The following is a 23,228-nucleotide window of genomic DNA, read 5'->3' as shown; positions in this document are numbered from 1 at the left end:
GACTCTCTTCTAAACTGAATGCGGTTAAATGCTGTTATTTGTACTGGCGTGGTACAAATTGGACATCGGGTTGTTTGTCTTTTTTGCGCGCGATTTGGCTGTTTTTACCTAACAGTAATTTGAGTTGCCAAATTTTTTCCATGCGCAAAGATTTTTTTGGTTCATGTTGCATGGCATCAAGTACGTATTTAGAGGCCATGAGCGCATCAGGTGAACGCTGTAGCATTTCTTCTGCAATAGACTGTGCTTTTGCAAGAGGGGATTCATCTAAGTGTGTGACTAAACCGACTTCTTTGGCATATTGAGCATCAAAAATACGTGCTGTAAGCGTGAGTTCTTTCGCAAGATCAAGTCCCACTAAGCCTTTTAAAGAGCGAGTAAGCCCCATATCTGGCACAAGTCCCCAACGACTTTCCATAATCGACATTTTAGTTGCAGGGTGAGCGACACGAATGTCAGCAGCCAAAGCCAATTGCATGCCGGCACCAAAACAAAATCCTTCAATTGCTGCGATCACAGGAACAGGCAGTTCTTGCCAAATAAGAAACGCTTTTTGAAATAGACTTTGCCCAGGTTTAATCAGTTCCCATGCAGCATAGGCACGATTTTTGGGATTGTTTAAATCAGCAAGGTCAATACCAGCACTAAATACTTGCGCTTCACCAGTCAGAATTACACAGCGAATGCTTCGATCTTTTTTGATTTTTTCAGCGGTTTGCACCAGTTCGCGCAATAAAGCGAAGCTCATGGCATTACGCTTGTCTGGTCGGTTGAGTGAAACAGTCGCGATGCCATTATTTTTTTCAATGCGAAGTAAAGCCATGATGAAAACTCTTATTTTTTGCTTGCATGGAGCATAACATGCACCTTGTTAGGATACATGACAGTGCAGTCATATCAAAAGATAGACAGTACTGACTTTAGTCGAGTTTCGACCGTTTTTAGGAATTATGTTTGATTAAAATTTGTTGTGCAGCATGTTGCACTTGCTCAATGACAACTTTGAGCTCATTAAAACGTTTTATGGTTTCTTGAATGAACTGTTCATCGGCTTTACGTCGCTCTTTACGCAAGGTCGAAACAAACTGCTCAAATGTGCCAGTTGCTTCTTGCAAGTTCGGTACACCGACATAGCGCGTTGCCCCGTATAGGCGGTGTAGAACGTGTTCAAGTTGCGGAAAGTCTTCCATTTCTATCAACTGTTTCATTTCATTTAGTTCCGTGTCGAAACTATCCATCAACATGCGTAGCAGATCAATAGCAAGATCTTCTTTGTTTGCTGCCAATTGTAAGCTTTGTTGCCAGTCCAGTACTTTCGGATCCAGCGCCTCAATCATGATGGCTTTTTCAACCGCGGAGGTTTTGTTGAAACGTTCTGTAGTCCAGTGAGTCAAAATTTGGATAATTTGATCAATTTGAATTGGTTTAGTGACATAGTCATCCATACCGACTTGCAGGAGTTTTTGCTTTTCATCAGCTAAAGCATGTGCAGTGAGTGCGATAATCGGTAAGCGTTTATTATTTTCTAGAGTTGACTCTAAGGCACGAATAGCGCGTGTAGTATCTACACCTGACATGACAGGCATTTGAATATCCATAAAGATCAAATCAAAAGGTTTGCTGTCCTGTTCAAAGTGTTCTTGTAAAATTTCTAAAGCCTGTTGCCCACTCAAGGCCTTGGTGGTAGTGACATTCAATTCACCCAATAATGCTTCAAGTACAATGAGGTTAGGTAAGTGATCATCGACTGCCAAAATATGTAAACCTTGACCATTGAAAGACTCCATTTCGTTATCTTCAAACAAGGGTTGATTGCTGAGTAGTTGAATCAAGGCACTGCGGCTGAGTGGTTGGTATAAAGGCCGTGCGCGGTAGTCATTCAACATGTTTAGATCAAGTGACATTTGATAGCCGTAAACTGCAAGATTACCATTATAGCGTTGACGGATTTCTTTCAATAAGGCCTCAGTATCTCCGCTATGATCTACAATCAGCCAGGTATTTTCGACATCTAGAGGCAGTTTATTCAGATGGCTAAACAAATCCAAAATTGAGCTAGATTCAATGTGTTTGACATCATAGTCTTCTAGATAGTGGCGTAAAATATTGGCAGTTGCAGGATGCGCTAAATAAGATACGACTTGAATATTGCTAAATTGAGGATGTTCGATGAATTCATCTTCCTCATTGACCATAAACATGGCTGTAAACCAAAAAGTGGAGCCTTTTTCTGTTGGAGCACGTTCTTGGTTGTCTTCAAAGCCAATTTGGCCTTGCATCAGGTGCACGAGTTGTTTAGAAATCGCTAAGCCCAATCCTGTCCCTCCAAACTGGCGAGTGACAGATGCATCGCCTTGGGAGAAGGATTCAAATAATTTCTTACGGTCGGTACCACTCAAACCAATACCACTGTCTTGTACACTAAAATGTAATAAACACTGTCCAATATCATCTTGTTCAAGTCTTGCGCGCACAATAATTTCACCATCAGGGGTGAACTTAATGGCATTGGAAATTAGGTTGGTCAAAATTTGTTTAAAGCGTAAGGTATCGCCAACCACATGCTTCGGCACATTGTCTGCATAGTAAAAAGCCATGTCGATATGCTTTTGTGCTGCGAGTGGGGACAGCATATCCATTACATCAAAAATGGCTTCTTCAAGGTCAAAAGTGGCAGTATCGAGTTCTAGCTTACCTGCATCAATTTTTGAAAAATCTAATACATCATTAATCAGTGCTAGTAAGTGTGCAGAAGACTTGCGAATGGTTTGTAAATATAGGTTTTGGTCGTTGCTCAAGTTGTCTTGACGCAACAGCAAATGGATAAAACCGTCAATACTATTTAGTGGGGTGCGCAGTTCGTGGCTAATGTTGGCTAGGAAAACAGATTTAGACTGACTTGCTGAAATGGCTTGGTCACGTGCTTGGCGATAGGTAATGTTTTGCACTTCTAATGTGTCAAGAGTTCGGCGCAAATCGTCTTCTGTCTGCTCAGTGTGTTCCTTTAGTTCTAAAAAACTAAAGTGTAAGCGTTTCACCACATTGGCAATGTCGCGCTGCAATAAACGTAATTCACCCGTACTGTTGATGATCATGTGTTGATCAAGGGTGTCGGCATTTAAACGTTGTAACTGCATGCGAATTTCATACATGGGCGCGATCCAACGACGCGAGTAAAAATTCAAACACAATAAAAGCAATAAGAGTGTTAACAAGCCTGTCGCAATCAACACAATCAACACACGATAACGTGCAATTTGTAAGGGTTGATTGTCAACTTCAATCACTAACTGAGCAGGTGAGCCAGCAAATTGGTTGATGGGAAGACCATAGACCGTATTGCCGTTAAAAGACAAGGGGCCAAAAAAATCGGTGCCTTTTTTCAGCGCAGGCCATGGCGCCTGATCTTGATAACCAATGCTGAGTTTATTATTGCCTTTGTCATCAATAATTGCGGCACGGATCAGATGCTTTTCATCCAGCATTTTTTGCATGAGATAACGTGCATTTTCATATTGCCAAGGCGAAGCATTCAATAAATTAATGGCTGCTTCGGCATCGAGTTGATAGCGCGTTAAAATTGCAATCGCCATTTGGCGTTGCTGAGCTTTGGCTGCATTTGAAGTTTCGGTAATCACCAACAATGCACCGACACATGCCAAAATCATAATCGGCACGAAAATAAGGGCAATGAGCTGTCCATAAGCATGATTTAAGTGCAGACGATTAAATAACTTTTTATTGATATTTGACATGATGCAAGCGATTTATTCCCTATGCTTTGAAGTGTAGCATGCTTTGTAAAAAATCGACGGTGCTTTAATCACTTTCACGAAAAAGCACGCTAAATGGGTGCAGGGGCAGGCATTTTTCCATACAATAGGCGCACCTCGATCAAGGTGCAAACAATGAGTACTACATCCACTGATTTTCAAGCAGACGAATTTTTGTTAGATCACTATGTTGGAAAAACTCCACTGGTGCGTTTACAGCGTTTGGCTCGTCATACTCAAGCAACAGTATTGGCAAAGTTAGAAGGCAACAACCCTGCAGGTTCTGTTAAAGACCGTCCCGCATATAACATGATTATGCAAGCGGAAAAGCGTGGGCAAATTCAGCCAGGCGATACCTTGATTGAAGCGACCAGTGGAAATACAGGCATTGCACTGGCGATGGTTGCCGCGATGCGTGGCTATCAAATGAAACTGATCATGCCAAATAACATGAGCCAAGAGCGTAAAGATGCAATGCGTGCTTATGGCGCTGAGCTGATTGAAGTGACGAAAGAGCAGGGCATGGAAGGTGCACGTGATTTAGCGTTGCAAATGCAAGAGGAAGGCAAAGGGCTTGTACTCAACCAGTTTGGTAATCCTGACAATGTTGAAGCGCATTATTTAACGACAGGGCCTGAAATTTGGCAGCAAACAGGTGGGAAAATTACTCACTTTGTCAGTTCAATGGGCACGACAGGTACCATCATGGGCGTATCGAAATACCTCAAAGAGATGAACCCTGAGATTCAAATTATTGGCTTACAGCCATCGGATGGTTCAAGTATTGCGGGGATTCGCCGTTGGCCTGAAGAATATTTGCCGACGATTTTTGACCGCAGTCGGATTGATCAGATTATTGATATTCCGCAAATTGAAGCAGAAAAAACCATGCGTAAATTGGCACAAAAAGAAGGCATTAGCGCAGGAACTTCTTCAGGTGGTGCGGTGTGGGCATCAATTAAAATTGCTGAAGAAAACCCTGGTGCTATCATTGCATGCATTATTTGTGACCGTGGTGACCGTTATTTATCGACGGGACTTTTCTCTGTGGTTGATCCTGAATAAAACGAAAATAGAGTCTGATATATGCGCCTACCTGTGCTCACCTTTGATATTGAAACCATGACTGATTTGAGATCTGGGGCGCATTTATATGGTTTGGATTTGCCTGAGGCTGATTTGGAGGCTGCACTGACCAAATTGCGTCGCCAAGAGTCAGGCATGGATTTTCAACGTTTGGCTTTGCATGAAATTGTGTGTATTTCAGGCTTGTGGTTGGATGATCAAGGCCAGATGAAACTCTTTTCTTTTAGTCGCGAACAATACTCTGAAGCAGAAATTCTGAGTAAGTTTTTATCTATATTTGATAAGCGCTTACCAACTTTAGTGAGCTGGAATGGTGCGCAGTTCGACTTACCAGTGATCATGCTTCGTGCCATGTATCATGGTTTAACTGCACCTGCTTTGTTCGATCAGGGCGAAATTGACACACAAAAGCGCTATAATAACTATCAGAACCGTTATCATCAGCGCCACATCGACCTTATGGATGTGATGGCAATGTTTAATGGACGTCATTTCCAAAAACTGGATGATGTTGCACATTTGTTGGGTTATCCTGGCAAACGAGGCGATGGGGCTTATCATGTGCCTGAATATGTTCGGGCGCAGGAATGGCTTAAACTCACTAGTTATTGTGAAGGTGATGTGCTGAATACATGGCTGGTATATTTGCGTTGGCTCTTGCTCAAAGGGCAGTTGTTGACGCAAGACCATCGTCATTTGGTTCACCAAACCATTCAGTTTTTACAAACCCAGCCACAGCATCAAGATTTCTTAACGGTGTGGCGTGAGACCTCGCAACATACAGCTTTTACCGCTGCTGATTTTTCTTCTTCCCATATTTAGGTACACATGAAACATAGAGCCAAACCTCGTCCCACTCAACAGCCGAGTTATATCTTTCAGGTTGAGTCTCTTTCGCATGAAGGGCGTGGTATAGCACACTATGGTTCACATCCTGATCATCCTGTAGAAAAGCATGGCAAAAAAGTCTTTATTAGCTATGCTCTGCCTGGGGAAACGGTGAAAGCGCAGATTACCCACGCGGTAAAGCGTTTAGAGGAAGCCGATGCTGTTCAACTCCTCAGTGAAGCTTCTGCTTTTCGTGTCGAACCAAAGTGTCTGCATTTTAAAAGCTGTGGTGGCTGTAATATGCAGCACATTCATCCCGATGAGCAAATTCGTTTAAAGCAAAATGTACTGCAATCGCATTTGCAGCATTTTGCAGGTATTCAACCTGAAGAATGGTTGCCACCTTTGCGCTCTTTACGTGAAGACTACCGCCGTAAAGCACGCATTGGGGTGCGCTATATTCCCAATAAAGATAAGTTGGTGGTCGGTTTTCGCGAGCGCCAAACCAATAAACTGACTTCAATTGACCGCTGTTTGGTGTTGGATCAAGCGTTTGGTTCGATCACACGACTGAAGCAGTTACTCCAAAGTCTAACAGTCAAAGCCGCGATTGGTCATATAGAATTAGCGATGGGGGATAGTGATATTGCCCTTACGGTACGACATACTGAAAAATTAAACCTAGAGGATGTCAACCGATTAAAACAATTTGCGTTAGACAAAGGGTGGCAGTTGTATTTACAGGCTGAGGGCCCAGAAAGTTTAAAGCGTGTCGATGATGAACATGCAGCGATGCGTTTACATTATCGTTTAACTGATTTTGATGTGGAATTTGGTTTTAATCCTCAGGACTTTACTCAAGTCAACTCAACCATCAACCCACAAATGGTGAAATTGGCATGTGACTTGCTAGAATTACAACAAGGAGAGCGTGTGCTCGATTTGTTCTGTGGTTTAGGTAATTTCTCTTTGCCTTTGGCTCGATGTGTTGGTGCGATGGGAGAGGTGATTGCGGTTGAAGGTAGTGAGGAGATGGTTCAGCGTGGTGCGGAAAATGCAAAGTACAATGCATTGAGTCAGTTGAAGTTCTTTTCACAAGATTTAACAAAAGATTTTTCGCATCATTCTTGGGCAAATCAAGGATTTGATGCATTATTGATAGATCCTCCACGTGCAGGCGCAGAGGAAATAATGCATTATATGCCTAACTTTGGTGCAAAAAGAATCGTTTACGTGTCGTGTAATCCAGCGACACTCGCAAGGGATGCGGGGCTGTTGGTACAGCAGGGTTATCGGTTGGTTAAAGCTGGTGTGATGGACATGTTTACGCACACTGGTCATGTTGAGTCGATAGCATTGTTTGAAAAAGATAATGAGATAAACGATTAAAGAATATGAAGCGTAAAAATGTAGGAGATGGGTATGGTCACAGTACGTGAGCAACTACCTGGGCGACTTAATGAGTTGTCTCAGGAGGCGACTGTAGAGCATGCCGAACAAGCTCAACATGATTTGGCTGAATGGTTAGATCGTGTTCGAAGCATATTAGATGATGCGAAGCTTGAGCAACTCGAAGAAGTTGCCAATTTGACTTTACAAAAAGAGTTAGAAACCACAGTAAACCACCGTTCCAATATCTTTTATACAGGTATTGAGATGGCGGATATTCTGGCCCATTTGCATGTCGATGAAGATACTTTAGCTGCTGCGATGCTCTATCGTGGTGTACGTGAAGGGGTCATTCCTTTGGCAGAAGTGCAAGAGCACTTTGGTGAACAAGTACATGCCTTGGTCAAAGGCACTTTGTCCATGGGGAAGTTGTCTGATCTCATCGAGCAGAATAAACGCCTCGAAGATCATTTTAATAACAACCAGCGCGAGCACTTAAACGGCATTTATAAAATGTTGATTTCTGTGACCGAAGACGTACGTGTTGTATTGATCAAACTGGCAGAGCGAACCTATGCACTGCGTGAATTGGCGACTTCTTCTAAAGAACGTCAAGAGCGTGTAGCACGCGAGATCTTAACCATTTACTCACCACTAGCACACCGTTTAGGGATTGCGCAGTTAAAGTGGGAACTTGAAGATCTGGCCTTTCGCTATTTAGCACCTGATCGTTATAAAGAAATTGCGACGCTACTGAATGAGAAGCGACTGGAGCGTGAGCAGTATATCCAGTTTGTCATAGATAAGTTGCGTGAAGCTTTGGCTGAACATGGTATAGAGGCTGAAATCAGTGGTCGGGTGAAACACATTTATTCGATTTATCGAAAAATGAAAAGTAAGAACCTGAGTTTCGATCAGCTTTATGACATACGTGCCGTCAGGGTTTTGGTGAAGACAGTCCCTGAATGTTATCACTCTTTGGGGATCGTACATCAAATTTGGCGTCATATTCCGCATCAATTTGACGATTATATTACCAACCCGAAAGCCAATGGTTATCGTTCATTGCATACCGCTGTGATTGCGGAAAACAAATCACTTGAAGTACAAATTCGTACCAAAAATATGCATGAAGAAGCTGAGCTAGGGGTATGTTCACACTTTAATTATAAAGAAGGCGGCAAGAATACCGACCGCTCTTTTAACCACCGTTTACATTCATTGCGTGCAGTGCTTGAGCATTATCAAGAACGGAATGATGCCAATGTACATAAGTCAGATGATGATTCTGAAAATTTTGAACAAATTCAGGATTTTGAAGATTTTGAGAAGATTTACGTCTTTAGTCGTGATGGCGATATCAAAGAACTTCCACGTGGTTCGACCGTGCTTGACTTTGCTTATCATGTACACACCCAAGTTGGTAACAAATGCTATGCCGCACGGGTGAATCAGCGCTATGTTCCGCTGACTTATACCTTAAAAACGGGCGAGCAAGTTGAGATTTTAACCAAGAAAGACCGTGAGCCAAACCGCGATTGGTTGGTGAACTCTTTAGGTTATATCAAGACGGCACGTGCGCGTGACAAGTTGCGTCATTGGTTCCGCCAACAAGATCGTAGTAAAAACTTGGAAGTAGGCCGTGAGCTACTCAATAAAGAGCTTTCACGTTTAGCGATTCATCCGAAAAGTATTGATTTAAATGATTACTGCAATCATTTCAATGTCAAAGCGGGTGAAGACATCCTGATTGCACTGGTGAATGGTGATATTAGTCTACATGCGCTGATTAATCAGGTGAATCGTCATATGCATTTGGATCAGGATGAACCTGAGCTGGTGCTGAAGCCGACCTTGAACCCACGTGCTAGCCATACTTTGTCAGCACATGGCATTCTGATTGATGGTTTGGATAACGTTGAGCTGCATGTAGCTCAATGCTGTCAGCCTGTGCATGGCGAGTCGATTGCAGGTTATATCACCTTGAATCGTGGGGTGAGCATTCATAAAATTGCATGTCCAGATTACTTGCGCATGATTCAAAATGAACCTGAACGTGCAGTAGAAGCCGATTGGGAAATGCAGCCAACACGTGGTCAGAGTGTGCAAATTGTGGTGGAAGCTTATGATCGCCGTGGTTTGCTCAAAGATTTGACCCAAGTGATTTTTTCTGACCAAATCAATATTCGTCAGGTTAATACGATTTCTGAAGCAGATGGTATTGCCAATATGAAATTGTTGATTGAGGTCAAAGGCTTATCGCAACTATCGAAACTGTTGGCGCGGTTAGAGCAACAACCGGGCATCATTAGTGCGCGTCGTTTGGTGCAAGGTAACTAAGCGAATTGAAAAGAAAGAGCCTGCAATTGCAGGCTCTTTTTTTATTTAGAAAGATATAAGTTGGTCAGGCGATTCAGACATTGGGGACTGATTTTACTCAGTTGAAATAAAAGCTTGGCTTTAGCGCCCACGGCTTGATGGGTTGGAGTTAAAGCCGTATCTTTTTCAACAGCGCGTTGAAAAACGTGTTGTGCTACATCTTCCGCAGTTAAGTGTACTCCCATGTTTTGAATACTCTTCGCTTGCATATCCTGCACCATAGCAGTTTGTACAAATAGTGGCATGACATCGAGCACGCGAATGCCATATTTTTGCCATTCGGTATCTAAGCCTTCGGTGATACCGCGTACTGCAAACTTGCTGGCAGAGTACGAGACCAAATCAGCTTGACCATAGATGGCTGAAGCCGATGAAAGGTTGATGACACGAGCAAAATTTGCTTGTTTGAGATAGGGCAATGCAGCGTGGCAGCCATTCAGTACGCCATTGACATTAATCGACATGGTTTTGTGATGTGCGCCGATCTCTGTTTGTTCAAAAGGCCCTGAGAATAGAATTCCTGCATTATTGACCAAGACATTGAGCTCGCCTGCCCATGTGACAAACTCGGCTAAAGCCGTTTGCCAGTCTTGATAGTTGGAAACATCGAGCTGTCCTGCTTTGGCATTTGGGCCGAGGCTCGCTGCCAGCTGTTCGGCTTGAGCGCTATTGATGTCATAAATCCCTACTTTGTAATGATGTGTATAAAATAAGCGGGCGATGGCTGCACCAATCCCTTGAGCTGCACCACTAATCAAAATACTGCGCATTGAAACTGCTCCTTGTTGCTCTTTTTCTTAATGTTATTGTTGTGATTGGATTGAGCATAACAAATGTATGCCGTCATAATGTAATTATTATCAATATGATTTTTGAAGAGAGATAAACATGGAACAATTGCTGAACGTGATGCGTGAGTTACGTGAAAAATGTCCATGGGATCAACAGCAAACCCCAGAAAGTTTAACCCGCTATGCCATTGAAGAAGCTTATGAGGTTGAAGATGCCGTGCGTTCAGGTGAGGCTGATGAAGTACGTGATGAGTTAGGCGATTTACTGCTACAGGTGGTGTTCCAGTCGCAGATGTATGCTGAGCAAGGGGCTTTTAATTTTCAAGATGTGGTGCATGCCATCACCGAAAAGTTGATTCGTCGTCATCCCCATGTTTTTCAAGCACAGCAGTTTTCGGCGTTGTCTGCTGAAGAGGTGGGCGAACTTTGGAAGCAAATTAAACAACAGGAAAAGCAAGGTAAGGCACAGTCTAGACTTGACAGTATCAAACACGGGCCTGCCTTACAGCAGGCGGAACACATTCAAAAAAATGTAGCACAGATCGGTTTTGACTTTCCTGATGTGGCAGGTGCTTATGCCAAGCTTGAAGAAGAATTAGCTGAATTGAAACATGCGGTTCAGCAGCAAAATTCCGATGAAATAGCAGATGAATTTGGCGATTGTTTATTTTCAATGATCAATGTTGGACGTAAACTGGGCGTCTCAAGCGAAATATCGCTTTTGAGTACGATTCATAAATTTCGGACTCGTTTTGCTTTCATTGAAGATCAAGCTTTGCAACAAAACAAAAATATTGAGCACATGTCTTTAGCTGAAATGGATCATCTGTGGGAGCAAGCCAAATTACAATTGAAATAATAAAAATGGTGGTTTGAATTGATAAAAATAAAAGTAAGTTTATTGATCATTGCTTTGTTATTACTGAGTTTATTGGCTTGGGTGCCGACCAGTTATGCGCAGTCTTTTGATCAGAACTACCTGAGCTGGAAAGCTGAACAGCAAGCGTGGGATGATCGTATTCAAGTGCCCAAGAGCGTGAAACGTGCTGTGTCTCCAGTTCAGCCTCAGTCTGTAACTGATGCGGATAAAATAAGTTTAAACCAAGCCAGTGTTGAACAATTACAACAGCTTCAGGGTGTAGGTCTAAAGAAAGCCCAAGCAATTGTAGCCTATCGACAGAAACAGGGTGCATTCAAATCCATAGATGAATTACAGCAGGTGACAGGGATTGGACCTGCCATTTTTCAGAAAAATAAAGCACGTTTGAGTTTATAGTCAAATGGAATACTTTTCTTCATGAATTGCTCAGAATTCTGTTTTGCTTTCGAGAATCAAATTGCCCTTTGATTGTGTTAGAGATATCATTAGCGTCATCTTAGAATTTTACGTTTAGGCGTAGGAGACAGCGGCTTTTGCAAACTTTGCGCGCGTCAAAATGTGGTTTATCAACCGCTCAATTACCTTCTTACATTTTAGATGTGATCGATGCATTAACTAAGGCTGGCTATGAGGCTTATATCGTCGGAGGCGGTGTCCGCGACATGATGCTTGGCCTAAATCCTAAAGATTTTGATGCAGTGACCAATGCAACACCGTCACAGGTAAAAGAAGTTTTCGGACGACGTTGCCGTATTATCGGGCGCCGTTTTGAGTTGGCTCATGTCTATTCAGGTCGTGAGTTGGTTGAAGTTGCAACTTTCCGTGCACCGCCGAAGAAAGAAGTCACCTCAGCGCAAGGCATGATTTTGCGTGATAACAATTGGGGAACGATTGAGCAAGACTTTGCGCGTCGTGATTTTTCAATTAATGCAATGTACTATCAGCCACGCAAGGGCATTGTATTGGATTTTTGTCATGCCGTAGACGATATTAAAGATAAAACATTACGTCTATTGGGTGATGCGCAAACGCGTTTTGAAGAAGATCCTGTGCGCATGTTGCGTACTTTACGTTTTGCTGCAAAATTAGGTTTTTCAATTGATCAGAAAATTTTAGATGTTTTCAGTCTTGAAATGACACAACTGCTTCGCGATGTTTCTCCGCACCGCCTGTATGATGAATCTCAGAAGCTGTTTACAATGGGTCATCTGAATCGTGTATTGCCAATGCTGATTGACTTCGGAATTTGGAAACAACTATTTGCGGACATTCAGCCGAATATCAGCCCATTTATTGAGCGTGCGGCTAAAAATACGGATCAGCGTATTCAAGTCGGCAAAACCATTAACCCTGCCTTTTTCTATGCGGTGTTGCTCTGGAAACCGTTCCTAGAGCGTTGTGAGTTTTATAGCAGTAAAGGTGTGGTTGCTGCTGAAGCTCGTGCACAAGCGGGACTTGATGTATTAAAACGCCAAGCCACTCGGACGATTATTCCGCGCTTTGCTGAAACGTTTATTCGTGAAGTGTGGGAAATGCAAACGCGTTTACTTAACCCGAAAGCACAGCAAATTCAAGCATTATCAACCCATGCACGTTTCCGTGCAGGCTTTGACTTTTTATTGCTGCGTGAAAAATCGGGCGATGATAGTACGCAAGGTATGGGTCAATGGTGGGATGCATATCAATTAATGAGCACCGATGAAAAAGAGCGTGCCATTAGTCAATATAATCGCCAACGTGCAAAAGCACGTCGCAGTGGCAAAGCAAGTGCTGAAGAAGCTGCTGTTGCTAAAACAGTAAGCCATGAAATAGAGCCTCTGGTAAAAGAACAAGAACCACGCAGTCGTCGCACGCGTAAGACCAAACAGCAGTCTGAAGTTCGATCTCAAGTGGGCGCGGTGACTACAACTGGCTCTGCGGAAATAGGTTTAGATCATCCAATTTTAAAACGCAAGCGTGTGAAGCGTGACTTGAGCAGCGTCATTTTTGGGCCAACACAATGAGCATCATTACGTACATCGGTTTAGGGAGCAATTTAGGCGACTCTAAATTGATTTTAACTGAAGCAGTGCATAAGTTGGCCAGTCTCGGGGACGTGAAGATCTCCAAGTTATATCAAAGTCCACCGATGGGACCGCAAGATCAGCCCAACTATTTAAACGCCGTATTACAACTCAGTACAGATTTAGCACCTTTGGCGTTGCTGGATGAGCTACAACGTTTTGAACAAGAGTCAGGACGTGTACGTTTACGCCATTGGGGTGAACGCACTTTAGATTTAGATTTACTGCTTTATGCCGAAGAAAAAATTCAGCATGAACGTTTAACTGTGCCACATGTAGGGGTAATGGAGCGTGATTTTGTGCTTATCCCACTGTTGGATTTAGATCCTGATTTACACATTGATGGTATTGCGTTGAAGCAGTTGCCTGTTGTACAACAAGCGACATTAAGTGTGCTTGATGCAGGTAATTGGGCCGCGATTGAATTGAGCAATGCTCAAAATGTTGAAAAGGAATAGTTTGATGATTAGTTTAAATGACTTAAGAAAATTTAAAGCAGAAGGTCGCAAATTTTCCTGCCTAACTTGCTATGATGCAAGTATGGCAAAAGCAATGCAACTAGCTGAAATTGATACTATTTTAATTGGCGACTCTCTAGGGATGGCCATTCAAGGTCGTGATTCCACTTTGCCTGTTACGGTTGAGGATATGGCTTACCATACAGCAGCAGTATGTCGTGGTAATCAACATGCTTTCATTTTGACAGACTTGCCCTTTATGAGCTATGCCACTTTAAATGATGCTCTGCAAAGCTCAAAAGTTGTGATGCAGGCAGGTGCGCAAATGGTCAAAGTCGAAGGCGGTGCATGGCTTGCTGAAACAGTTCAGGTTTTGACACGAAATGGTATTCCTGTATGTGTACACTTGGGCTTAACCCCACAGTCTGTTCATGTGCTAGGCGGTTATAAATTACAAGCGCGCACACGTGAAGCCGCAGACCAGTTGATTGCCGACTGTCAGGCGGTTGTGGATGCGGGTGCTGCAATGTTGTTATTGGAATGTGTGCCTGCACAGCTCGGTAAAGAAATTAGTGAGTTGTTCCCGCATGTACCCGTTATTGGCATTGGCGCAGGTGTGGATACCGATGGTCAAGTCTTGGTGGTACAAGACATGCTTGGACTGACTTTTGGTCGTGTTGCAAAATTTGTACGTAACTTTATGAAAGAACAAGCAGGGGAAACTGCGATTTTGGATGCATTCAAGGCATACCATACAGCAGTACTAGATCGTTCATTCCCAGCTAAAGAACAAACATTTCAAGTCGAGCTGTAAAACATGAAAACTGAAACCACGATCCAAGGCCTCTCAGCATCATTGAACCCTGCGCGAACGGCTCGAAAGAGTATTGGTTTCGTACCGACCATGGGGAACTTGCACCAAGGGCATTTAAACCTTGTACGTGAAGCCAAAAAGCTTTGTGATGTGGTTGTGGTCAGTATTTTTGTGAACCCGATTCAATTTGGTCCAAATGAAGATTTTGATAGCTATCCACGTACCTTAGAGCAAGATCAGCGTTTGTTGGCTGATGTAGGGTGTGACATCGTTTTTGCACCATCGGTTGAACAAATGTATGGTAAAAATCCACGTTTGACCAATATTACTGTATCTGATATCACCAATGATTTGTGTGGTTTACAACGCCCAGGACATTTTGATGGTGTAGCGGTGGTGGTGACAAAACTGTTCAATATTGTGCAACCAAATTTTGCCTTCTTTGGTGAAAAAGACTACCAACAGCTGGCGGTGATTCGTCAGTTTGTCCGTGATCTAAATATGCCACTTGAAGTGATTGGCGTTCCGATTGCACGAGCAGAAGATGGCTTGGCTTTGAGTTCACGTAATGGATACTTAAGTGAAGAAAATCGCCAAAAAGCACCAAGCATTTATCAAAGCTTAAAAGCAGCGGAGCAATCACTACAAACGGGTATCGCTTTAGCTGATGTGTTAACAAATATAAAGGCGACATTGACACAAGCGGGTTTTGTTGTGGATTATGTGGAAGCACGTACCCCAGCTTTACAAAAAGTAGACGCGTTTGATCAAGATGTAGTGTTGTTTGTTGCGGCAAAGCTTGGTGTAACACGTTTAATTGATAACTTGAAAGTGAAACACATTTAGTTCGGGTTTGATGACAAAGGATTAAGATGAAGCGCATTTTAATTGTTACAGGACAGTCTGGTTCAGGTAAATCCTCTGCATTACAAGTATTGGAAGATCTAGGTTATTACTGTATTGATAATTTGCCTTTGGCTTTACTTCCTGAAATCGTGGCGAAACTGGATCGAGAAAATAATCTTGAACAATTAGCCTTGGGCGTGGATGTCCGCAGTACCCGTGCAGATTTGCAAGAATTTGACTTGGTGTTTGAACAATTGCAAAGACATGGTACGGTCGATATTATTTATTTGACCACACGTGACCAAGAATTGATTGCACGTTTTAGTGCTTCACGTCGTCCACATCCATTAGCAACGCGCTTTCAAAGCCTGAATCAGTGTATTCAGGAAGAGAAAACACTTTTATTACCGATTAATTTGCGCTCTACCGTGCATATTGATACCACCGATAAAAGTGTGCACGATTTAAAGCACACCTTACTCTCAAAGTTAGGACAGTCAGATAATCTGATCCTGATTTTACAGTCTTTTGGCTTTAAACATGGTATTCCACTGGATGCAGACTATGTTTTTGATGTACGCCATTTACCCAATCCACACTGGGATTTGGAACTGCGTAAGCACTCTGGGCTAGACGCATCCGTGCAACAGTTTTTGGAGCAAAGTGGGCAAACGCATGAAATGTTCCAAGATATTTATAAGTTTTTAGATAAATGGTTACCTGCTTTTGCTGAGGGGCATCGTCATTATATGACTGTGTCTATTGGTTGTACGGGCGGGCAGCATCGTTCTGTATATATTGTGGATAGACTAAAAAAAGCTCTTGAGGCAAAATGGTCTGTTCAGGTCCTCCATCGAGAAATGAAGCACTGGTCATGATTGACACAACTGTTGACGTAATTAATAAACTAGGGTTACATGCGCGTGCATCTGGCAAGCTCATTGAAGTGACCACAAAATTCCGTTCTTCTATCCAAATTGGGAAAGCAGACAAATTGGTGGATGCCAAAAATATTATGTCCCTTCTGATGCTAGGCGCAGGGAAGGGCACCACTTTACGTTTAGTGCTTGATGGTGCAGATGAAGAACAAGCTTTATCTGAAATTCAGGCACTTTTTGCAGCAAAATTTTACGAGGCAGATTAATCGTGGCACGTCGACCGCATAGTTTTACTGAAGAAGACTTTGAATCTTTAGAAGGACGTGCAAGTAAAACCGAACAGAAAAAAGCCGTACAACGTATGGCGTCTTTGGGTGCGCAACTGGCAGAGTTGAACACTAAACAAATTCAAAACTTACCTGTTGAAGAGCGTTTGATTGAAGCACTTTTGGATGTGAAACTGATTACATCAAATGAAGCTCGTCGTCGCCAATTTTTACGCATTGGCAAGTTGCTGCGTAATGAAGACGAAACAGTGATTTTGTCTTATTTGACACCGCAACAAGGCGCGAAAAAAACCGCTCAATTGCTACGTTGGGTTGATCGTATGATCAAAGATGGTGACCCTGTGATTAATGAGTTTTCCAAAACCTATAATGCAGCTGAGCGTCATACCATTCGCCAACATGTTTTGCGTATTCACCGTGATATGAAACAACAGGCGGATGAAGAACAGCTTAAAGCTTCACGTTTAAAGTTGTTTAATTACATTCAGCAAGTGGCTTTAATTTCAGATAATTAAGCCATTTAGATGTAAAAAGGCGACCTTTAAGGTCGCTTTTTTTATGTGAGGATTTTTGCTTGTGCAGACTGCTGAATGTTTAGCTAAACTCACCCATTGCACGCTCTTTCGCCCAATCGCGCAAGACAAATTTTTGTAACTTGCCTGTCGAGGTTTTTGGAATTTCAGTAATCACCACATCTTTCGGGACTTTAAAACGTGCCAGATGTTGCTTACAAAACTCAATGATTTCCTCAGGTGTGGTTTCCTTACCTGCTTTGAGTTCAATAAATGCACAGGGTACTTCTTGCCAACGTGGATCGGGTTTCGCGACCACTGCAGCCGTTAAAATAGCAGGGTGTTGATACAGAATTTCTTCCACTTCGAGTGATGAAATATTCTCGCCTCCAGAAATGATGACATCTTTAGAGCGATCAGTAATTTTGGCATAACCATCAGGTTGGCAAACGGCAAGATCGCCTGTATGGAACCAACCACCAGCAAAGGCTTCTGCCGTGGCTTCAGGGTTTTTGAGATAACCTTTCATCACAATGTTACCTCGGAACATAATTTCACCCATAGTTTGACCGTCATGCGGTACAGGTTGCATCGTGTCTGGATCCAGCACTTTCATACCATCTTGCAGTGGGTAAGGTACACCTTGGCGTGAGTGCAGCTGTGCTTGTTCCTGAATAGATAAGTCTGACCAACCCGCTTGAGAGGCACACAACGCAGAAGGCCCATAGGTTTCAGTCAGTCCATAGACATGAGTGACATTGATACCAATATGGCGCATGCCTTCAATGATTGCAGCAGGAGGCGCAGCACCTGCCACCATTACTTCAACGCGGTGTTCAAAGTGAACCCGTTGCTCTTCAGGGGTATTGATCAGCATGGATAACACAATTGGCGCACCACAGAAATAATCGACTTTATGCTCAGCGATCAATTTGAAAATGAGTTCAGGATCAATTTTACGCAGGCAGATATTGGTGCCCCCATTGGCTGCCATGGTCCATGCAAAGCACCAGCCGTTACAGTGGAATAAAGGTAAGGTCCACAAATAGGTCGCACGTGGTGTCATGCCGCAAGCAATGATGTTACTGGCCGCATTGATATAAGCGCCACGGTGGTGATAAACCACGCCTTTGGGGTTGCCTGTGGTGCCAGAGGTGTAGTTAAGGCTGATGGCATCCCATTCATCTTGAGGTAAATGCCATTCAAAGTTTTCATCGCCTTCAGTTAACCAGTCTTCATATTCAATCTGACCAATCGGAGCTGCAAAACAGTTCTCGTACTCAGCATCATCTACATCAATCACGAAAATATCGCGTCCGACCAAAGCCAAGGCTTCTTGTGCAACCGATGCAAACTCTGGATCCACCAATAAGACTTTGGTTTCTGCATGATCAAGCATAAATGCGATGGTTTTGGCATCTAAGCGCGTGTTCAATGTGTTGAGCACAGCACCTGCCATTGGGACTGCAAAATGTGCTTCGATCATTGCAGGGACATTGGGCAGCAAAACAGAGACAGTATCGTTTTTTGTGATTCCCAATTTTTGTAACTGTGAGGCAAATTGGCGGCAGCGAAGGTAAGTTTCACGCCATGAAATATGGCGGTGCCCATGAATGATGGCATCTTGATGAGGGTAAATATAAGCAGCTCGTTCTAAATAACGTAATGGTGACAAAGCCACAAAGTTTGCGGGGGTTCTTGGTAACTCATCATAAGCACTCACCATGTTGATCACTCCTGAATTTGGTATTATTTTTTCCATTGCTTAAAAGATATGCATTTTCAAGCCATCTTGCATTTATGCTTTAGTCGAGTTGTTCTTTTTAGGTGAATTTATTGAACTTTTTTGTTTAGTTTATCTAAACTGAATGTATTAATTTTACGGAATTGATCCATTTGTAGTTCGATTTTAGCTTGCTTTTTGATCGGTTTGTGTCTCCTTGTGTTACGGTATTTTTTAATAAAAATAGATGCAATCGTTATTCTGAGCCTTGTGGTGATATGCAGGTTCAACAGCAAATCCCTTATTTGAGGGATGTGATGGACTGGCAAATGAATTCAAAATGCGCCGAAAAGCGAATTTTCTAGGCGAAAAGGTTTAATCCTGTGGATAACACGTGTAAAATTCGACTGATTTTATTTATCCACCGTTTTTATCTTTTGAGGTTTTACCTCGATCATAATCTCGCGGTGACATGCTCCATGGTACGGGGCATCACTCCTTAAGGATTTTTTATGCCAATTATCACTTTGCCAAATGGCGATCAAAAACAATTTGATCAAGCCGTATCTGTGATGGACGTTGCACTGAGCATCGGTCCAGGTCTTGCTAAAAATACAGTTGCAGGAAAAGTCGATGGTCGTTTAGTCGATGCATCTGATCTGATTACCACGGATGCAAGCCTTCAAATTATTACGCCTAAAGACGAAGAAGGGGTCGAAATTATTCGTCACTCTTGCGCTCACTTGGTGGGGCATGCGGTTAAGCAATTGTTCCCTGAAGCGAAAATGGTGATTGGTCCTGTCATTGAAGAAGGTTTCTACTATGACATTTGGATGCCACGTCCATTTACTTTAGATGATATGGCGGCCATCGAAGAGCGTATGAAAAAGCTCATCGACCAAGATTATGATGTCATCAAAAAAATGACCCCACGTGACGAAGTGATTGCAGAATTCACTGCACGTGGTGAAGAGTATAAATTACGCTTGATCGCGGACATGCCTGAAGAAACACAAATGGGCTTGTACTACCATCAAGATTATTTGGATATGTGCCGCGGTCCGCACGTACCAAATACTAAATTCTTAAAATCGTTCAAGCTGACTAAAATTTCAGGCGCTTACTGGCGTGGTGATGCGAAGAATGAACAACTTCAACGTATTTATGGTACAGCGTGGGCAGACAAGAAACAGCTTGCGGCTTATATCAAACGTATTGAAGAAGCTGAAAAGCGTGATCACCGTAAAATCGGTAAAGCTTTAGACCTGTTCCATATGCAAGAAGAAGCACCGGGTATGGTGTTCTGGCATCCAAATGGTTGGACGATTTACCAAGTACTTGAACAATACATGCGTAAAGTGCAGCAAGACAATGGTTATCTTGAGATTAAAACACCACAAATCGTAGACTTTACGCTGTGGGAAAAATCAGGCCATGCTGCAAACTATGCAGACAACATGTTTACGACGCATTCTGAAAGTCGTAACTATGCAGTGAAGCCAATGAACTGCCCATGTCACGTGCAAGTGTTCAACCAAGGTTTGAAATCTTACCGTGATTTACCAATTCGCTTAGCTGAATTTGGTTCATGTCACCGTAACGAACCATCGGGTTCATTGCACGGGATTATGCGTGTTCGTGGCTTTACTCAAGACGATGCACACATTTTCTGTACCAAAGAACAAATTGGGCCTGAAGTGGCAGACTTTATTAAACTGACTTTAGATGTTTATAAAGATTTTGGTTTTGAAGAAGTGCAGATGAAGTTATCTACTCGTCCGGAAAAACGTGTCGGGGATGATGCACTTTGGGATATGGCTGAAAAATCTTTAGCAGATGCTTTAGATGCTGCTGGTTTGGAGTGGGAACTTCAACCGGGTGAAGGCGCATTCTATGGTCCGAAAATTGAATTCTCACTGAAAGACTGCTTAGGCCGTGTATGGCAATGTGGTACAATCCAATGTGACTTCAATCTGCCAGAACGTTTAGATGCGTCATATGTCACTGAAGACAATGATCGTGATCAGCCTGTGATGTTGCACCGTGCAATTCTTGGCAGTTTTGAACGTTTTATTGGTATACTAATCGAACACTATGCGGGCTTTATGCCACCTTGGTTGACACCAATCCAAGCATGTGTGATGAACATTACCGATTCACAAGCGGAAGCATGTGAGTCAGTCGTCGCTAAACTTAAAGAAAACGGTCTCCGTGCGATTTCAGACTTGAGAAATGAGAAAATCGGCTTTAAGATTCGTGAACGTACATTAGAGCGTATTCCTTACTTACTGGTACTTGGGGACCGTGAGGTAGAGGAAGGTACAGTAAATGTCCGTACCCGCTCTGGGAAAAATTTGGGTACTATGTCAATCGACGCTTTCGTTGACTTAGTAAAAGCAGCCGTTGCCGAACGCGGCCGGTACATTGTGGAGTAACAGCGATTAAACAGCCTGACCGTAATCAACAGGGCGGTAACAAATCAAACCGTCCTGCGTTGAATGATGAAATTCGTGCGAAAGAAGTCCGTCTTGTAGACGAAAATGGTGAGCAAAAAGGTATTGTTAGCTTGGCAGAAGCATTACGCGCTGCTGAAAGTGTTGAGCTTGATCTTGTTGAGATCGTAGCCAACGCTGAACCGCCTGTTTGTAAAATCATGGACTTCAACAAGCATTTGTTTGATCTAAAGCAAAAGCAGAAAGAAGCGAAGAAAAAACAGCATCAAGTACAGGTGAAAGAAATCAAACTCCGCCCGGGTACTGATGTTGGTGATTACAACGTAAAACTACGTGCAATCACTAAGTTCCTTGAAGAAGGCAACAAAGTAAAAATTACCCTTCGTTTCCGTGGTCGTGAAATGGCACACCAACAACTTGGTTTGGCTCAATTACAAAAAGTTGAAGCAGATGTGGTTGAAGTGGGTGTTGTAGAACAAGCACCGAAAATGGAAGGTCGTCAAATGGGTATGTTGCTTGGTCCTAAAAAGAAAAAGTAATAATCTATTGATTAAAAAAAGCACTGCCTATGCAGTGCTTTTTTATTACCTAACGATGAACCATTTTTAATAAACTGTATCTAATCTAGCTATAAAGTAACTTGAAAAGCACATAAGCCATCTATTTCAAGTGCAATTTCAACATTACCAAAGCCACTATTCTTTAGGCTCTCAATGTGTTCATGTTTATTCATATATAATTCTCGATTACCCATCTGTCCATCGGGTTCAGCAAGATGGTCAGTGATGAAATATGTACCATTAGGCTGAATTACATGTTGCGCAATGCTTTTATGAAAATCGTTGGTATATGCTTTATGGCGAAGTTCATGTAAAGCCTGATGAATGACAACATAATCGAAGCGTTGATTAAGAAGGGCGGTATACCAGTCCTGCTGTTTAAAATCAGCGATGATGAAATCTACAGACGTATAAGCAATAGTAGCTAAACGTTGTTTGGCTAAGCTATGCATGGCTACTGAAAAATCGACGGCGGTATAATTGATATTGGGGCGTCTATCTAGAAGTTCATACGCCAAGAAACCTGGCCCTGAACCTAGTTCTAAAATACGAACATCAGGCTTTGGGTGACTTAGAATTTGTGAAATATAGTGTTTGAAGAACTCCAACCGGTAAGGACGTTTAATATTCGCTTCTTTTGCCCATTGAGTCGCTTCAAGCGGGTCTTTTAAATTGATCGGGCTTGGAATATCAATGATTTTATTCATTTTGTTGGGTGGTTTTTATTCAAATATGTGCTAAATAATATATAAAATTACATAAAAATAATCACGTTTAATTATGATATCGTGTATCCAAAATAAGCGAATAAACTTAGGAAATAAGAATGATTGATTTGTACTATTGGGGAACACCCAACGGACATAAAATTAGCATCGCATTAGAAGAAATGGGCTTGGAGTATCAAGTCTTTCCCATTAATATTTTAGAAAATGACCAATTTCAACCTGATTTTCTTCGTATTTCACCTAACAATAAAATTCCTGCGATTGTGGATCAAGATGGCCCCAAAGGTGAAGCTATTTCGGTGTTTGAGTCAGGAGCAATTCTGCAGTATTTAGGGCGTAAAACAGGGCAGTTTTATCCACGGGATGAGCAGTTCCGTGTTGAAGTTGAGCAGTGGTTAATGTGGCAAATGGGTGGTTTTGGCCCTATGCTTGGACAGAACCATCATTTTAGTAAATTTGCTCCTGAACGTATTGCCTATGCAACTGAACGCTATGTTAATGAAACCAAACGTCTATATGCTGTATTAGACAAGCAACTTTTTGGGCAAGATTATGTGGCAGGAGAGTATTCAATTGCAGACATGGCTATTTTCCCATGGATTTTGCGTTATGAATGGCAACAAATTGATTTAAATGATTATCCTAATGTCAAAGCTTATATGGAGCGTATTCAAGCACGCCCTGCAGTACAACGAGCACTGGCGATTCGAGTTAATTAGGTACAAAAGTAATGACTTGAATTGTGTTAAGCTTAGTGCCTTCAAGGTATAAGCCATTCTT

General features: G+C 42.5%; 21 protein-coding genes. 16 read left to right on the top strand and 5 right to left on the bottom strand.

Annotated features, from left to right (window positions below; translation table 11 throughout):
- Nucleotides 1-34: 34 nt before the first annotated feature.
- Nucleotides 35-823 (bottom strand): crotonase/enoyl-CoA hydratase family protein, encoded by a 789-nt coding sequence (locus tag ACZ8ZH_RS14740; protein WP_086209862.1) that lies wholly within the window; start codon nt 821-823, stop codon nt 35-37.
- A gap of 118 nt (nt 824-941) precedes the next feature.
- A complete protein-coding gene (locus ACZ8ZH_RS14735; protein ID WP_119064906.1) occupies nt 942-3,755 on the bottom strand; it encodes a GacS-like sensor histidine kinase in 2,814 nt (937 codons plus the stop codon).
- Nucleotides 3,756-3,908: 153 nt separating this feature from the next.
- On the opposite strand from ACZ8ZH_RS14735, the gene cysM reads away from it, so the two are divergent.
- The 4 genes from cysM to ACZ8ZH_RS14715 are packed head-to-tail and all read left to right on the top strand — an operon-like array spanning nt 3,909 to nt 9,416.
- Complete coding sequence (gene cysM / locus ACZ8ZH_RS14730) at nt 3,909-4,838, top strand: cysteine synthase CysM (protein ID WP_086209860.1); 930 nt, start codon at nt 3,909-3,911, stop codon at nt 4,836-4,838.
- A gap of 21 nt (nt 4,839-4,859) precedes the next feature.
- Nucleotides 4,860-5,681 carry a 3'-5' exonuclease gene (locus ACZ8ZH_RS14725; RefSeq protein WP_086209859.1) on the top strand — a complete coding sequence of 274 codons (822 nt, stop codon included), beginning with the start codon at nt 4,860-4,862 and terminating at the stop codon, nt 5,679-5,681.
- A 6-nt stretch (nt 5,682-5,687) separates the two neighbouring features.
- Nucleotides 5,688-7,076, top strand: a complete 1,389-nt coding sequence (gene rlmD / locus ACZ8ZH_RS14720) for a 23S rRNA (uracil(1939)-C(5))-methyltransferase RlmD (protein ID WP_119064908.1) — start codon at nt 5,688-5,690, stop codon at nt 7,074-7,076.
- Between the two features lie 33 nt (nt 7,077-7,109).
- The gene (locus tag ACZ8ZH_RS14715) at nt 7,110-9,416 is read left to right on the top strand and encodes a RelA/SpoT family protein (protein WP_086209857.1); all 2,307 of its coding nucleotides are present in this window, start codon (nt 7,110-7,112) and stop codon (nt 9,414-9,416) included.
- Between the two features lie 41 nt (nt 9,417-9,457).
- Here the strand turns inward: ACZ8ZH_RS14715 and ACZ8ZH_RS14710 are convergent, their stop codons facing one another.
- Entirely contained in the window at nt 9,458-10,225 is a 768-nt protein-coding gene (locus tag ACZ8ZH_RS14710; RefSeq protein ID WP_086209856.1) for an SDR family oxidoreductase, read from the bottom strand.
- A 118-nt stretch (nt 10,226-10,343) separates the two neighbouring features.
- Here ACZ8ZH_RS14710 and mazG point away from each other — a divergent pair, with 118 nt between their 5' ends.
- The 9 genes from mazG to yjgA all read left to right on the top strand — a co-directional run bounded on the left by mazG (nt 10,344) and on the right by yjgA (nt 16,987).
- Complete coding sequence (gene mazG / locus ACZ8ZH_RS14705) at nt 10,344-11,105, top strand: nucleoside triphosphate pyrophosphohydrolase (RefSeq protein WP_119064910.1); 762 nt, start codon at nt 10,344-10,346, stop codon at nt 11,103-11,105.
- A gap of 18 nt (nt 11,106-11,123) precedes the next feature.
- On the top strand, nt 11,124-11,522 hold the full coding sequence (locus tag ACZ8ZH_RS14700) for a ComEA family DNA-binding protein (RefSeq protein ID WP_119064912.1): 399 nt from the start codon (nt 11,124-11,126) through the stop codon (nt 11,520-11,522).
- Between the two features lie 137 nt (nt 11,523-11,659).
- Nucleotides 11,660-13,129 carry a polynucleotide adenylyltransferase PcnB gene (gene pcnB, locus ACZ8ZH_RS14695; RefSeq protein WP_119064914.1) on the top strand — a complete coding sequence of 490 codons (1,470 nt, stop codon included), beginning with the start codon at nt 11,660-11,662 and terminating at the stop codon, nt 13,127-13,129.
- Nucleotides 13,126-13,647 (top strand): 2-amino-4-hydroxy-6-hydroxymethyldihydropteridine diphosphokinase, encoded by a 522-nt coding sequence (gene folK, locus ACZ8ZH_RS14690; RefSeq protein ID WP_086209852.1) that lies wholly within the window; start codon nt 13,126-13,128, stop codon nt 13,645-13,647. Before pcnB ends, folK begins: the two co-directional genes overlap by 4 nt.
- A 4-nt stretch (nt 13,648-13,651) precedes the next feature.
- The gene (gene panB / locus ACZ8ZH_RS14685) at nt 13,652-14,461 is read left to right on the top strand and encodes a 3-methyl-2-oxobutanoate hydroxymethyltransferase (protein ID WP_086209851.1); all 810 of its coding nucleotides are present in this window, start codon (nt 13,652-13,654) and stop codon (nt 14,459-14,461) included.
- Nucleotides 14,462-14,464: 3 nt separating this feature from the next.
- Nucleotides 14,465-15,307, top strand: a complete 843-nt coding sequence (gene panC / locus ACZ8ZH_RS14680; RefSeq protein WP_119064916.1) for a pantoate--beta-alanine ligase — start codon at nt 14,465-14,467, stop codon at nt 15,305-15,307.
- A 26-nt stretch (nt 15,308-15,333) separates the two neighbouring features.
- A complete protein-coding gene (gene rapZ, locus ACZ8ZH_RS14675) occupies nt 15,334-16,185 on the top strand; it encodes an RNase adapter RapZ (RefSeq protein WP_086209849.1) in 852 nt (283 codons plus the stop codon).
- Nucleotides 16,182-16,451, top strand: coding sequence for an HPr family phosphocarrier protein (locus tag ACZ8ZH_RS14670; RefSeq protein WP_110975219.1), 270 nt, complete (start codon nt 16,182-16,184; stop codon nt 16,449-16,451). The genes rapZ and ACZ8ZH_RS14670 overlap by 4 nt, the downstream gene beginning before the upstream one ends.
- A 2-nt stretch (nt 16,452-16,453) precedes the next feature.
- Nucleotides 16,454-16,987: a ribosome biogenesis factor YjgA gene (gene yjgA, locus ACZ8ZH_RS14665; RefSeq protein WP_086209847.1), complete on the top strand. Its 534-nt coding sequence runs from the start codon at nt 16,454-16,456 to the stop codon at nt 16,985-16,987.
- Between the two features lie 79 nt (nt 16,988-17,066).
- Here yjgA and ACZ8ZH_RS14660 read toward each other — a convergent pair whose 3' ends face one another.
- Nucleotides 17,067-18,710 (bottom strand): acyl-CoA synthetase, encoded by a 1,644-nt coding sequence (locus ACZ8ZH_RS14660; RefSeq protein ID WP_110975528.1) that lies wholly within the window; start codon nt 18,708-18,710, stop codon nt 17,067-17,069.
- A 509-nt stretch (nt 18,711-19,219) separates the two neighbouring features.
- On the opposite strand from ACZ8ZH_RS14660, the gene thrS reads away from it, so the two are divergent.
- On the top strand, nt 19,220-21,142 hold the full coding sequence (gene thrS, locus ACZ8ZH_RS14655) for a threonine--tRNA ligase (protein WP_086209845.1): 1,923 nt from the start codon (nt 19,220-19,222) through the stop codon (nt 21,140-21,142).
- A gap of 5 nt (nt 21,143-21,147) precedes the next feature.
- Nucleotides 21,148-21,699: a translation initiation factor IF-3 gene (gene infC / locus ACZ8ZH_RS14650; RefSeq protein WP_086209844.1), complete on the top strand. Its 552-nt coding sequence runs from the start codon at nt 21,148-21,150 to the stop codon at nt 21,697-21,699.
- A gap of 89 nt (nt 21,700-21,788) precedes the next feature.
- Here infC and ACZ8ZH_RS14645 read toward each other — a convergent pair whose 3' ends face one another.
- Nucleotides 21,789-22,427, bottom strand: a complete 639-nt coding sequence (locus ACZ8ZH_RS14645; RefSeq protein WP_119064918.1) for a class I SAM-dependent methyltransferase — start codon at nt 22,425-22,427, stop codon at nt 21,789-21,791.
- A gap of 119 nt (nt 22,428-22,546) precedes the next feature.
- On the opposite strand from ACZ8ZH_RS14645, the gene ACZ8ZH_RS14640 reads away from it, so the two are divergent.
- Entirely contained in the window at nt 22,547-23,167 is a 621-nt protein-coding gene (locus ACZ8ZH_RS14640) for a glutathione binding-like protein (RefSeq protein WP_110975526.1), read from the top strand.
- Nucleotides 23,168-23,228 lie beyond the last annotated feature (61 nt).

It is taken from the genome of Acinetobacter sp. SW-226, assembly GCF_055632855.1.
The sequence above is the reverse complement of the archived record's forward strand: the minus strand, read 5'-3'. Positions and strand labels throughout refer to the sequence as shown.

Excerpts from the sequence above, each read along its gene's own strand:
- ACZ8ZH_RS14740 (WP_086209862.1), bottom strand. The coding sequence starts at position 823 with ATGGCTTTACTTCGCATTGAAAAAAATAATGGCATCGCGACTGTTTCA.
- ACZ8ZH_RS14735 (WP_119064906.1), bottom strand. The coding sequence starts at position 3,755 with ATGTCAAATATCAATAAAAAGTTATTTAATCGTCTGCACTTAAATCAT.
- mazG (WP_119064910.1), top strand. The coding sequence starts at position 10,344 with ATGGAACAATTGCTGAACGTGATGCGTGAGTTACGTGAAAAATGTCCA.
- ACZ8ZH_RS14645 (WP_119064918.1), bottom strand. The coding sequence starts at position 22,427 with ATGAATAAAATCATTGATATTCCAAGCCCGATCAATTTAAAAGACCCG.
- ACZ8ZH_RS14725 (WP_086209859.1), top strand. The coding sequence starts at position 4,860 with ATGCGCCTACCTGTGCTCACCTTTGATATTGAAACCATGACTGATTTG.
- panB (WP_086209851.1), top strand. The coding sequence starts at position 13,652 with ATGATTAGTTTAAATGACTTAAGAAAATTTAAAGCAGAAGGTCGCAAA.
- ACZ8ZH_RS14710 (WP_086209856.1), bottom strand. The coding sequence starts at position 10,225 with ATGCGCAGTATTTTGATTAGTGGTGCAGCTCAAGGGATTGGTGCAGCC.
- cysM (WP_086209860.1), top strand. The coding sequence starts at position 3,909 with ATGAGTACTACATCCACTGATTTTCAAGCAGACGAATTTTTGTTAGAT.
- ACZ8ZH_RS14715 (WP_086209857.1), top strand. The coding sequence starts at position 7,110 with ATGGTCACAGTACGTGAGCAACTACCTGGGCGACTTAATGAGTTGTCT.
- panC (WP_119064916.1), top strand. The coding sequence starts at position 14,465 with ATGAAAACTGAAACCACGATCCAAGGCCTCTCAGCATCATTGAACCCT.
- rapZ (WP_086209849.1), top strand. The coding sequence starts at position 15,334 with ATGAAGCGCATTTTAATTGTTACAGGACAGTCTGGTTCAGGTAAATCC.
- folK (WP_086209852.1), top strand. The coding sequence starts at position 13,126 with ATGAGCATCATTACGTACATCGGTTTAGGGAGCAATTTAGGCGACTCT.
- ACZ8ZH_RS14640 (WP_110975526.1), top strand. The coding sequence starts at position 22,547 with ATGATTGATTTGTACTATTGGGGAACACCCAACGGACATAAAATTAGC.
- ACZ8ZH_RS14670 (WP_110975219.1), top strand. The coding sequence starts at position 16,182 with ATGATTGACACAACTGTTGACGTAATTAATAAACTAGGGTTACATGCG.
- rlmD (WP_119064908.1), top strand. The coding sequence starts at position 5,688 with ATGAAACATAGAGCCAAACCTCGTCCCACTCAACAGCCGAGTTATATC.
- ACZ8ZH_RS14660 (WP_110975528.1), bottom strand. The coding sequence starts at position 18,710 with ATGGTGAGTGCTTATGATGAGTTACCAAGAACCCCCGCAAACTTTGTG.
- thrS (WP_086209845.1), top strand. The coding sequence starts at position 19,220 with ATGCCAATTATCACTTTGCCAAATGGCGATCAAAAACAATTTGATCAA.